The sequence below is a fragment of the Bacteroidetes bacterium GWF2_43_63 genome (genome assembly GCA_001769275.1).
Classification (GTDB): Bacteria; Bacteroidota; Bacteroidia; order Bacteroidales; family DTU049; genus GWF2-43-63.
Genome location: MEOQ01000022.1, coordinates 156,587 through 169,862, shown reverse-complemented (window position 1 = coordinate 169,862; position 13,276 = coordinate 156,587). Strand labels below are relative to the sequence as shown.

Genomic DNA, 13,276 nt, shown 5'->3' with positions numbered 1-13,276 from the left:
AAATTTTAAATAAACAATTCTTCTTCAGGGTAACTGAATAATAAAAATCTTGTTTTCCTGATAAAAGCAACAAACAAGGTGATTATTCCGATACGCCCAAGAAACATGAGAAAAATAAGAACGTATTTAGATTGCTCGCTAAGCGAGGCAGTAAGATTCATTGACAACCCCACTGTTCCAAATGCCGAAAACGCTTCGAAAAGCAATCGTTCGAGCGAGACTCCGGGTTCAAACCACGCCAGCAACATAGTGGCAAGCAGAATCGCAAAGATGGAAAAGAAAATCACCACCATGGCTTTACGCCCTGACTGACGGCTCAATTCACGATTATGGAAATGTGTGGTTGATTTTCCACGACCCAGTGAAAAAGCCGTGAGAAAAGCTACTGCAAAAGTCGAGGTTTTTATACCACCTCCGGTCGAACCAGGTGATGCGCCAATCCACATGAGAATTATAATCAGTAAAGTGGATGGAAGAAGTATGAACTCGTAATCAATTGTGTTAAAGCCAGCAGTCCGCGCAGTGACAGTGCTAAAAAAGGCCGTATAAATTTTTTCATCCCACCTGAGTCCGCTTAACATCGAATTATTTTCAAACAGCATAAACAGTCCGGTGCCAATGACCAGTAGCCAGAAGGTTGTTCGCACAACAAGCCGGGAATTGATATTGATGAGATTAGGTTCAAACTTGCTTGCTTTGCCCAGGATGGTGTGTTTGATGAAATTACGCATGCTCAACCCAAAGCGTTCCATATAATTGGTGATGATGAAAAAACCAAGACCTCCAAAAATAACAAGCCATGCAATGGTCATCTGAATTCCCCATTCATGATAAAAGATGTTATTCATCAATCCGTTGGGAGCCAGCGAGAATCCGGCGTTGCAAAACGAGGAAACTGCGTGAAACAAAGCAAAAGTAAACCGGCTGATATTATCGGGAAATTCGCTTTGAGGAAGTTGCAGATAAATTAAAATTGTACCAAAAATTTCAACAATAAATGTAACAATAATTACCGCATACAAAGCTGTAAAAAGTTTACGCATATTTTTGGCTACAACCATACTCGTAAGCGCATTGCCCTCCGATAAACTATGTTTAGAACGACCAACAGAAGCGAAAAATGAAGTGAAGGTCATGACACCAATTCCACCCAACTGAAATAGAAACAAAATGACCATTTTGCCAAACCAGGTGAATTCGGTTGCGGTATCGAGGGTTGTAAGTCCGGTAACACAAACGGCTGATGTACTTGTGAAAAGAGCATCGGTGAAAGAAATCTGATGCGTGGTTGAAACGGGCAACAACAGCAGCATTGTGCCAACTGCAATGAGCGAAATGAATGAAATCACAAACAATTTCTCACTGGTAATACTACTCGAATATAGATTATTAGCAATTCGGCTCCACGAACGAAACATAATAATTATAATCAGCCCGTAGTTGAAAAGCCATTCGAGTTTGTAACCCGATGTGCTTTCAATAGAAATATCGAATGGAATGAAATCGAAAAAATGCAGACTAAGCAAGAAAAGAATCAGTAGTTTAATCACAATATTGGTCCTTGTGATGCCCGGCTGCCCGGGGAAAAATATCATTAAAACCTGAATTGAATACATCACCATCAAAAAATTGATGATCCATTCGAGTCGTTCATTGTACCACTCACGTAAAACAAAATCAACATCAAAACCAACCTCAGCAATCACCAGAAAAAAACCAATCATTGAAGCGGCAAGTATACCAATAAAAGACCCACGAATCGCTGGACGTTTAATCCCCGAAACGTTTTCATACAGCATTAATCGTATTTTTCTCAGATAGTAGCCGGTTTTCATAATCTATGAATTATCGGCAGCAAACCATTCCGCATAAGATGTGCCTGTCTCGCGTAAACGTAAGGAATAAAGAGAAACCCCTTCGGGCAAAGCCGGAATCAGGAGCGATGCAATATAAACAAGCAGATTTTCACTGGTAGGTTGAAAATCTACTTCCAACAGACGCGAAAACAGTTTGTCATTGTCAAAATGCCCAACAGTTCCTATGCGTACAACAAAAGCATGATCGAAACGATTGATGATTGCGTTCTGCACAACATGTTTCAGATCGCCGAAATCCATCACCATTCCATATTTGGGCGATGCAATATCGGAGATTGGTTCGCCGGAAAGGGTCACTGTGAGCTGATATGAATGCCCGTGAATATTCCTGCACAAGCCATCATAGCCATCAAGCGCATGGGCCATTTCGAAGGAAAACTCTTTGGAAATTCTGATTTTCATACTGTGATTTTTTCTGGCAACAAAGCAACAAAATTACAACAAAAAGTATATGGTTGACAACGCTGCCAATAAATAAAAAACAGAGGCAAAAAGTATAAAAATTCTTATTGATGTCAGCTGACCCGGACGGCGACCTGCGAGAAATCCAAGCAACGAAAACAGAAGCGAAACAACCACTGCAACAATGAGCGCATACAGAAGCTGTATTTCAATCATAGCGGCACCAGTGACGGCCATAAATACTTCGAACGAAGTTGCCAAACCAAGCAGGAAGAGCAATTTGAACTGCGTAATGTCAAAAACATTTTCAGCAAGTTTGCTTTTCCGGGTATTGAAATATGCTTTAAATGCTAGCATGAATAAAATGAACAGAGCAGCCCAGGCACTGTCGAAAAACATGTTTTCGCGGATGGCATTAGAGAAAAGAAGAGCAATCCAAGCCATCAGCCCATTAGATGTTGTGAGAACCATCGAAACCAAAATCAATTTTCCGATGCTCGCTTTGTTGAATAAAAGTGCATGACGGTATGTAACCGAAATCTGCAAAAATCCAATGGCCAGCATAGCCAGAATAAATGTTGTCATAACTGAAGTGGTTCGAGTAACTGAACAATTTTTTCAAGACCGGCCTTGTCATCATCGTCAAACGAATTCAGTGCATGACTGTCGACATCGAGCACTGCAACAACAATTCCTTCAGCATTACGCAGGGGAATCACAACCTCGCTTTTGGTGCGGGAATCACAAGCAATGTGTCCGGGAAATTTTTCAACATCTTGCACCAGCTGCGACTTTCCGCTGTCGATGGCAGCCCAGCAAACGCCCTTATGTTTGCCAAGTATCTGGCAGGCAACCGGCCCCTGATACGGCCCGACAACGAGTTCGCCGTTTTGCAGATAATAAAAGCCGCACCATGAATAATACGGAAATTTGTGAAACAACACTGCCGATGTTGTAGCCATAGCTGCAAATGAATTCGGGCTTTTTGCGAGCAGATCCTGCAACTGCTGATGTATTCTGTTATACCGTTCCGGTTTGTTCATTGGATTGTTTTTTTGCAAGCAGTGCAAAGATATAGAAGGATGCGGAAAACAGCAGTAAAGATAATATAAGAATGAGCGGATTGTCATTGAAACTGCCAAATGTTTCCGGATCCACTTCAATCATTCCTTTTTCATTTAGCCAGTACACAACTACTGCCATTCCGTTATTGACAAAGTGAATCAGCATTGGCACCCACAGTTTGCCTGTTGCAAAAAATGAATATCCTAAAATAATTCCGAGCACCACGCGGGGCAGAAATCCGTAAAACTGCATGTGAAAAGCACTGAAAATAATGGCTGTGAGCAAAATGGCAACCCATGCCGAACGCAGCCATTTGACCATAAGTCGCTGCAAAATCCCACGAAAAACCAGCTCTTCGCCCAAAGCGGGAATCACAGCCATCATGAAGAGATTCACTGCCAGCCCTGACCAGGAGGTTGTTGCCATAAACAATTCGGTCAGCGCTGCGGCCTGATCTTCCGTTTCTTTCATCCAAGCTTCGAGGGCACTCATGCTTTCAGGCAGAGTAAAACCGCTGTTCCATTCGGTCAGCAGATTAATCAACGGTTGCGAAAGAACAATCAGGATCACTGATGTCAAAAACAAACCAATGCTCATGCCTCTGTTCAGCGAGAAATATTTTATTGTGTTTCCACCTGCAAGCCGGCCAAACACAAAAGCCGGCACAATGAACATTCCCAGATGGCTCAGAATCTGAATGTATTTCATGTGCATGATGTATTCGCCGCCTTGTCCTGGTACTAACAGCGCATCGGTAAACGACGGGCCCCAGATTAAAGCACCGGCCAGCATGCCCAGAAACATAACAGCTATCACGCCTGCCAGCGACAATCCGATGAACGAAATGAGCTGAATAATTGGGTGTTTGTCTTTTAAAGGAATCTGCATGATTCGATTTATTTGAACTACAAATATAGTAAAATGTGTTTAAGCAAGGGGCGCAAGGCACAGAGCACAGAGCACAACGTCCCGCCTTCGTTGGGATAAACTCCACGCACAGAGCACAGAGCACAACGCACTCAGATCGCGGCGCTTCGCTTTGCGATGCAGAGAGGTTGTGCTGGGCTGAGCGCTCCAGGGGCTCCTTCTCTAGGCGAAGTTTTACATAATTGTATGTGAATGCGGCCGTGCTTCTCCCACTGTCATTCTGAGTGTTTTTTTCGAAGTGAAACGTAAAAAAATGTGTCGAAGGAGACGGTGGGAGTGTCCCTATCCCCCTTTTCAGACTACGCTAAAGTAAACTATTTTTTTTAATTGACCCTATCCCATTTTTAACGGCTTCACCTCTTGACCTTGACCTGGGCGCGCGTCTCCCGACGCGTGACTCGACCTCCTTGAATCATGAACATGGAACAAGGATTTATTGAAGTATGAAGTGAAGAATCCTTCAACTTTCTCACTTCCTTGTTCCTTGTTCAGAGTTCATACGACCTTGACCTCAAATCATTTCCCATATCTTCGTAACTTTGCACCGCGTCACCCCTGTTACCTTGTAACTCTGTCACGCCTGTAACTTTGTAACGACTGTAACGTGTAACGCTTGTAAGGTGTAACGCTTGTAACGAAAAAAATGAATCTCCCCGGCCTCGAAAACATAGATACCCCACTGATACTGGCTCCCATGGAGGGAATCACCGATACTGTTTTCAGAAGGCTCTGTCTGTCGGAAGGTGCCGATGCGGGCATCAGCGAATTCATTTCTTCTGAGGCCATTATCCGCAATGTGGAAAAAAGTCTCAGGAAGATGGATGCCGCTCACGATGCCGAGCTCCGATGGGTACAGATTTTCGGAAACAATCCGGTATCAGTAGCTGAAGCAGCCAAAGTTGCCGAAGAAAACGGCGCCCACATTATTGATTTAAATTTCGGCTGTCCGGTTAGAAAAGTTGTATCGAAAGGCAATGGTGCTGCCCTACTCCAGAATCTTCCGCTTATGCAGGAAATTGCAGCAGCCACAGTGAAAGCTGTGAAAATTCCGGTTACAGCCAAAACCCGCCTTGGCTGGAACTTACAGAGCATTGTAGTGCATGAAGCAGCACAACGATTACAAGATGCGGGCATCAGAGTTCTGACAATTCACGGCCGCACCCGCGCACAACAATATGGTGGAATCGCAGACTGGCAGCCAATTGCAGAAGTGAAAGCTGCAGCGAAAATTCCAATCATCGTCAACGGCGATATCAGTAGTCCGGAAAAAGCCATGGCCGCGCTCGAAATGACCCATGCCGACGGCATCATGATAGGCCGCGCAGCCATTGGCAATCCATGGATTTTTGGACAGATCAGGGCTGCATTACAGAATAAAGACATTCCTGAAATCACAATTGGGTATAAAATAAGTACCTGCCGTCGGCATTTAGCCGAATCGATTTTGCTGAAAGGAGAACGCAGGGCTGTTGTGGAAATGCGAAAACAATATTCGCAGTATTTCAAAGGTATGGTTGGGTTCAAGCCATTCAAAGCCGAACTCATGGCTGCTTTAAGTGTAGATGAAGTCGCCGGCATTTTTTTAAAAATATCGGAGCATTATTCCAACTAAATCGCTACAATGCTGACGGAGATACATCGCAGGCAACTTGCTGTAAAAGCGCTGTGGGAGCGAAACTGCTAATGGCTCAAGTGCTCAAATAATTGAAAATCAACAAAAAAGTCTAATGAAGCTCCCCCGACGGTACCATCGGGGGAACTCACCCTATACTACAGACTTTTTTTGTTGGTTTTCCCTGTACATCATAGGCTGGGCGTAGTCTAAAATAGATAATCTGTTGGGTTGAGTCTGGAGACTCAACCCGGCAAATATATTTATAAAGACTACGCCTAACCTATGAAGAATCGCTACATGAGCGACACTCAGGATGACAGCGATTTTAACGTCATTTTTCTAATTATAGCTACAAAATAATGTTTTCTAAAAATGTCTTTCTGCAATTTGAAAACTCAAAATTGAATTTATTATATTTGCATAAAACCTATGCTTATGAAAAAGATTTTTACGCTTATTGTTTTATCATTTATCAGCTTTGCCACAATGGCACAATGGACCATGCAAAGCACCGCATTTGCAACAGCGGCACGCGGCATCAAATACATCAGTGTTGTTGACAGCAATACGGTTTGGGCAACGGCCTACGACGGTGCAAACACCGCCAACAATATCCAGGAATTCACAAAAACCACCAATGGTGGCACAACGTGGACTCCGTACGTGATTGCTGGTTATTCTGCATACGGCATAAGTATGATTAGCGCCGTTGATAACAACAATGCATGGATTCCCGCTTACAATGCGACTTCCGGCGGTGGAGTGATTCTTCGCACATCGGATGGCGGCACCACATGGAATCCTCAGACAACAGCAACTTTTACTGCCCCCAACGGATTCCCGAATGTTGCTCATTTCTGGAATGTCGATACCGGCTTTTGCATGGGCGATCCCAACGATGGATATTTCGAACTCTACACCACCGTTAATGGCGGTACAAACTGGACTCGTGTTCCGTCCGTCAATATCCCAGCTCCCGTGGCAGGCGAATACGGTGTTACCGGCTACTATTCCGTGGTTGGGAGCACAATCTGGTTCAGCACGAATAAATCTCACATTTACAAATCAGATGATTATGGACATACCTGGACATTGCTCACAGTGCCAATAGCCACCGGTAAGCAATTCGCCATTAAATTTCGCTCGCTCAACGACGGTATCATTCGCATGAATGAATCACCTTATTCCGCTTACATCACACATGACGGCGGAACAACGTGGAACCTTATTAGTTTTTTTGGCAACTGGTATTACAACGACTATTGCTATGTGCCGGGTACGACTTCAACCTGGGTTAGTGTTGGCGCCGATGCAACGACTCCTTTTATGGGAATTTCCTATTCTACCGACGACGGCTTGAACTGGACAAACTTCGCAAGTATGGATACCACACAGCACCTGGCTGTTGCCTTTGCTGATCACAAATCCGGCTGGTCCGGCGCATTCAATAACTATGGCAGTGATGGAATTTTTAAACATTACGGAAGTACATTTGTGCTTGATACCTGCGCTTCTTTCTACTCGGATTTCAGTCAGTCATCCGATACAGTTTACCTCACTGTTTCTCCTCTTGTAAATTTCACTGATGAATCGATTCCGGCTGCAACCAGCTGGGCATGGGATTTCGGCGATGGCGGTACTGCAACTACTGCAAATCCTTCCCACACTTTTTCATCAACCGGGACCTACATTGTTCAGCTGATTGCACATCACGGATCCTGTGTTGATACTACCACTTCAACAGTTGAGGTGTTGTATGCATCGGCGATCGAAGACAATCAACTGAACGTGAACGTCTATCCGAATCCGGCATCTGATGTGCTTTACGTCGAAGGTCTTCCGATCGGTGAATACAGTGTTGAATGGATTGCAACCGATGGCCGCGTAATAGCATCGACCCGCTGCAATGAATCCACATTATTAAACACTGAAAACATCGGAAACGGGCTCTACATCTTACGTATCAGTAACGACAAGATTAACTTCCGCAAAGCGGTTGTGATCAGGCATAATTAAGGTACTCAAGCTGAAAAAGTATTTGATGCAGAAGCATGAGTCTGTCTCAAATAGTCTTCAGCAACAAAAACAACATTCCACCGTCCGGAAGCGACGCAGGAGCTGAAGGACATGGAACCGTTGTTTTTGCTGTTGTTTCGACGGTTCCATGTTCCGGCTAAGTTGCATCCCTCGAAGGGTTTTGAACCCTTCGAGGGATTTTTTAACAGCCGGAACGGTGGAATGTCGTAACAACCAGCTATTTTGAGACATCCTCATTCTTCAAATTTATATGGTTTTGAAGTAAAAATTATTCTTGTAAATTTCGCAAAATCATGCTTACTTTGTAATATAAACTTTTCACCTTTCCACTATGCGCATTTTTGGGTTCACTTTCATCATATTTTTCTTCAGTCTTTTTTCTTCGGCTCAGAATAAAAACGCTGAACAATGGGCGGATTCTCTGATCCGAACCATGACGCTGAGAGAAAAAATCGGGCAGCTGATGATGATTGCCGTTTATTCCAATCAGGATGAAAAATATGCAGCTTCGATTGATGATACAATTTCTGCTTACCAGCCGGGAGCCATTGTATTCTTTCAGGGCGCTCCACAAAAGGAAGTGAAGCTAATGAACCGCTGGCAAAAGAAGGCAAAGATTCCAATGCTTGTGGCTATGGATGCAGAATGGGGCCCTGCCATGCGCCTCGACAGTATTATGCCACTACCCCGGCTTATGGCTCTGGCAGCCACAAACGACACAACACTCATTTACCGCTATGGTCAGGCCGTAGGAATGCAATGCAAGCGACTCGGCATCCACATTAATTTTGCGCCTGTAGTTGATGTAAATAATAATCCATTGAATCCGGTAATCAACTACCGCTCATTCGGCGAAAATCAGCATAAAGTTGCGTTTTACGCTGCGGTTTTTTGTCGTGGAATGCAGTCGCAGGGCGTGATGGCCGTAGCCAAACATTTTCCCGGACACGGCAATACATCGCAGGATTCGCATAAAACACTGCCCGATGTCACTGATAATATTGACGTGATAGATTCGGTACATCTGTTACCATTTGCGGCCATGATCGATGCCGGAATCTGGGGAATTATGGTGGCTCATGTGTTTGTTCCTGCGCTCGATACTACCAGCAATATTCCTACAACGCTGAATTCATCGGTGGTGACAGGACTTCTGAAAAATGAAATGAATTATAATGGAGTGGTAATCACCGATGCGCTTGGCATGCAGGGTGTGATGAAACACAACAAACCCGGTCAGATTGAAGTGAAAGCTTTGCTTGCCGGCAACGATGTTTTGCTTATGCCCGAACAAATTAAAACCGCCATTGATTCCATTGTTGTCGCGGTTGACAGCGGACGGATCGACTCCTTCAGAATTGACGAAAGCGTGCGAAAAATTCTTGTCACAAAATTCAATGAAAATCTTAAAACCTATAATCCAGTTTCGGAAGGAAATGTGACCAGTGATATCAACCAACCGGAATGGTATGAATTGAAAAGAGAGATATTCAACAGCAATGCTACGCTCGTTTTCAGCCGGGGCATTGATTTTCCGCTCCAAGATATCAAAAAAAGAATTGCCGTTGTTTCATTTCGTGCCGAAGCCGAAAGTATTTTTCATGAAGAGTTGATGCGCCATATAAGTGCCGATGTGTTTTTTATTCCGGAATATGCGACTAACCGCGACGTTAAAGCGGTTACCGATAAAATAAAAAACTACGATCTGGTAATAGCCGCTGTGCAGAACATGGCATACTGGAACAAAAACAATTATGGTTTCAACGGACTCGTGATGCCGGCTGTCGAAAACATTTGCAAACAAACTAAAACAATTCTTTGTCTGTTTGGAAATCCATATGCATACCACAGCTGGACCTATGAATTCGAGCCTGCAGCGCTGATTGTGACCTATGAGCGGGATACGCTGGCTGAAATTGCATGTGCCCGAAGTCTGTTCGGAATTCAGAATTTCAGAGGACAATTGCCAGTTTCAATTTCCGAAAAATATCCGGAAGGAAGCGGCATAATTACAGAAACCAGCGACGGCCGCTTAGTCGAAATGCAGCCATCAGAGCTGGGTTTAGAGGATTCATTGTTTGATTCTGTCGATGTAATAATCCAAAAAGCCATCGCAGATCAGGTTTTTCCGGGATGTCAGGTACTCGCTGCAGTAAACGGAAAAGTATTTTACAACAAAGCTTTCGGATATCATGATTATTCCAAAAAGACTCCGGTAAAAAGAACTGATCTCTTCGATCTGGCCTCGGTCACAAAGGTTTTAGCCACGACCATTTCTGTGATGAAACTCTACGAAGAAAATCGTTTCAGACTGGATGATGAATTGCAGGAACACTTGCCTGCCGCGAAAAATACACCAGCCGGCCATCTGCGGATCGACCGACTGCTCACACACTCATCGGGGCTCCCAGCATGGCTTCCACTGTATGCAGCCACCATTAAGAACGGGAAACCCGACACCAATTATTACCGGACAAAGCCAGATTCACTTTTCGGAATTCGTGTCAGTGACTCGCTTTTCATGCGCTGCGATTACAAAGACTCCATGCTGAATACTATTCTGAATTCAAAAATAAATTCTACACATACCTATAAATACAGCGATCTCGGCTTTATGCTGCTCAAAGAAATGGTGGAATACTTAAGCGCTGACTCTCTGAATAAATATGTGGATGAGAATTTTTATCAGCCACTCGGACTTTCATGGATGACCTATAATCCATTGTCAAGGTTTCCTAAAAGTCGCATCCCGCCTACAGAAGAAGACACTTCATTCAGAGATGTAAAAGTTCACGGCTACGTGCATGATCAGGCAGCAGCCATGCTGGGCGGTGTTTCGGGACATGCAGGACTTTTCGGCAACTCCTGGGATGCAGCAGTGATACTTCAAATGCTGATCGACAATGGACAATACGCAGGCACGAAATATTTTGAAGCATCGACCGTTCAAAAATTCACTTCGACCTATTTCGACAAAAACAGGCGTGGACTTGGCTTCGACAAACCGTCGGGAACGCCGAACGGAAATGTCTGCGATGAAGCATCACCCGAAAGCTTCGGCCACAGCGGGTTCACAGGCACCTTTATCTGGGCCGATCCCCGCAACGGTCTTGTGTATGTTTTTCTTTCAAACAGAACTTATCCGGATGCGGAGAACAAAAAAATTGTTGAGCAAAATATCCGCACACGAATTCATTCACTTTTTTATCAGGCCATTGACAAACCTTAACAGCAGCCATGAGCGGTAAAAAACAAACTCAGTTGAAGCATCAGAAAAAAGCCGTTCAAAATCCGGCTGCGAAAAAAACAGTCATTCAATCAACCAACAGAAAATGGCTCCCCTACCTCGTTCTGGCATTGATGACGTTGTTTGTCTATTCGATGTCATTCAACACAGAGTTCATTTACAATTGGGATGATGCAGGCTATGTGTCCGGAAACGTACATATTAAATCACTGAGCTTCGAAAGCATTCAGAATATTTTCAGCGAAATTTATTACATGAGCAACTATCATCCGATTACCACATTGTCGTATGCAGTTGACTGGGCCATAGCCGGCGAAAATCCTGCCTGGTATCATGCAATAAATTTGTTGTTCCATTTGCTGAATACCATGCTGGTATTTCTGGTTGTAAAACGAATATTTCGCTCTCAATCAGACTGGGTGCCGTTTTTCGTCGCCATGATTTTTGCAGTTCATCCGATGCATGTGGAAAGTGTTGCCTGGATTTCGGAACGCAAAGATGTGCTCTACACTTTCTTTTTTCTGTTGGCGTTGCTGAAATACAATGACTACAAAGAAGCAACCACAAATAAATGGAAACCTTATCTGCTTCTTATTCTGTTTTTCATGCTGTCGCTTATGTCTAAATCGGCAGCGGTAGTATTTCCGGTTGCATTGTTTGCCATTGATTGGTATGAGCGCCGAAAGCTGAATCTGATGCTTATTGCCGAAAAAATTCCGATGCTGGCCTTGTCGCTTTTGTTTGGAATTATCGCACTGAAAAGTCAGACCGAGGCCATGCAGGATCTGGCTCCATTGCTCACGCTTACGGAGCGACTGCAAATTGTCAATCACTCATTGCTGACCTATCTTTATAAATTCTTTGTACCCATAAATCTGTCCGGTTATTATCCTTATCCAATCAAGGACAATGGCGTGCTGCCATCGATTTACAGCATAGCACCCTTTATAACACTTGGAATTATCGGACTGATTGTTTGGCTTGGGCGAAAGAATCGCGAACTGATTTTCGGGCTTGCTTTTTTTATCATCAACCTGGCCCTGGTGCTACAGCTAAAACCCGTTGGTGGCGCTGTTCTTGCCGAACGCTACACCTATGTTCCCTATATCGGACTTGCAATTCCATTGGCATTCTGGCTTGGCCGCAGTGCCCATAAAAAAAAGCTTTTCCAGGTATTTATTATTTTGATTGGAATTAAATTTTCAGTCGCATCATTCAGTCGCGTACCCGTGTGGAAAAGCGGCGATGCCTTGTTTTCGAATGTGCTGGAACAGTTTCCGCGCAATCCGTATGCATGGGACAACCGTGGCGGATTGTATTGGGATATTTATGCTTCGAAAAAATACAAGGACAATCCAGCTAAAAAGAAAATCTACACCGACAAGGCTTATCACGATTACACCATGGCGCTGCAGCTCGATGCCAGCTATGTTCTGCCATGGTCACACCGCGGAATTCTTTTGTTCAATATCAACCGCTACGAAGAAGCTTTGAGTGATTTCAATAAGGCATTGGAACTCAAACCAGATTACAACGACGCTTTGCTTGGCCGTGCCAATACATTGAGTACGCTTCAGAAATACAAAGAGGCCATTCCCGATTACGATGCATATCTGAAAATGTATCCCGACTCTGCACAGGCCTATGTTTGGCGGGGAACCGCATATCATCATCTGCAGCAGTACGATAAAGCCATGACCGATCTCGATATTGCTTTGAAGCTAAATTCAAAAAATGCAGAAGCGTGGTACTGGAAAGGATTGTGTTTTTACAATACCGGAAAAAACGAAGAGGCCATCACACACTTCGGAAAAGCCATTGAACTCAAGTCCGACTATCAGGAAGTGATGGTTTGGCAGGGCATGGCCTACGCCAATCTGAGACAATACTCCAAGGCTGTGGAAACGTACAGCAAAGCGCTGCAGCTCAAACCCGGCGATGCGGTTGCGTTGGTGAACCGATCGGTGGCCTATTACAATCAGAACGATTTCGCTCACGCCATTGCCGACCTCGATGCAGCCGGAAAGCTCGGTTATCCGCTCAATAAAGATTATTACATGGCGGTGAAAAGTGGTGACAGGAGGTTTCAGGATAAATAATTTCACC

At 44.2% G+C, this 13,276-nt stretch carries 9 protein-coding genes; 4 read left to right on the top strand and 5 right to left on the bottom strand.

What is annotated here, in order from left to right:
• Positions 1-5: 5 nt before the first annotated feature.
• From A2W93_11670 to A2W93_11650, 5 genes are all read right to left on the bottom strand, one after another.
• Positions 6-1,418, bottom strand: a complete 1,413-nt coding sequence (locus A2W93_11670; GenBank protein ID OFY54957.1) for a hypothetical protein — start codon at positions 1,416-1,418, stop codon at positions 6-8.
• A gap of 420 nt (positions 1,419-1,838) precedes the next feature.
• Entirely contained in the window at positions 1,839-2,267 is a 429-nt protein-coding gene (locus tag A2W93_11665; GenBank protein ID OFY54956.1) for a 6-carboxytetrahydropterin synthase QueD, read from the bottom strand.
• A 45-nt stretch (positions 2,268-2,312) separates the two neighbouring features.
• Complete coding sequence (locus A2W93_11660; protein ID OFY54926.1) at positions 2,313-2,864, bottom strand: hypothetical protein; 552 nt, start codon at positions 2,862-2,864, stop codon at positions 2,313-2,315.
• Complete coding sequence (locus A2W93_11655) at positions 2,861-3,322, bottom strand: histidine kinase (GenBank protein ID OFY54925.1); 462 nt, start codon at positions 3,320-3,322, stop codon at positions 2,861-2,863. Before A2W93_11655 ends, A2W93_11660 begins: the two co-directional genes overlap by 4 nt.
• Entirely contained in the window at positions 3,300-4,232 is a 933-nt protein-coding gene (locus A2W93_11650) for a hypothetical protein (GenBank protein OFY54924.1), read from the bottom strand. The genes A2W93_11655 and A2W93_11650 overlap by 23 nt, the downstream gene beginning before the upstream one ends.
• A gap of 682 nt (positions 4,233-4,914) precedes the next feature.
• Between A2W93_11650 and A2W93_11645 the strand changes: the two genes are divergently transcribed.
• The 4 genes from A2W93_11645 (at position 4,915) to A2W93_11630 (ending at position 13,269) form a co-directional block, all read left to right on the top strand.
• Entirely contained in the window at positions 4,915-5,883 is a 969-nt protein-coding gene (locus A2W93_11645) for a tRNA dihydrouridine synthase DusB (protein ID OFY54923.1), read from the top strand.
• 438 nt (positions 5,884-6,321) lie between these two features.
• Positions 6,322-7,902 carry a hypothetical protein gene (locus tag A2W93_11640; GenBank protein ID OFY54922.1) on the top strand — a complete coding sequence of 527 codons (1,581 nt, stop codon included), beginning with the start codon at positions 6,322-6,324 and terminating at the stop codon, positions 7,900-7,902.
• A 352-nt stretch (positions 7,903-8,254) separates the two neighbouring features.
• Positions 8,255-11,152 (top strand): hypothetical protein, encoded by a 2,898-nt coding sequence (locus A2W93_11635; protein ID OFY54921.1) that lies wholly within the window; start codon positions 8,255-8,257, stop codon positions 11,150-11,152.
• A gap of 8 nt (positions 11,153-11,160) precedes the next feature.
• A complete protein-coding gene (locus A2W93_11630) occupies positions 11,161-13,269 on the top strand; it encodes a hypothetical protein (protein OFY54920.1) in 2,109 nt (702 codons plus the stop codon).
• Positions 13,270-13,276: the final 7 nt, after the last annotated feature.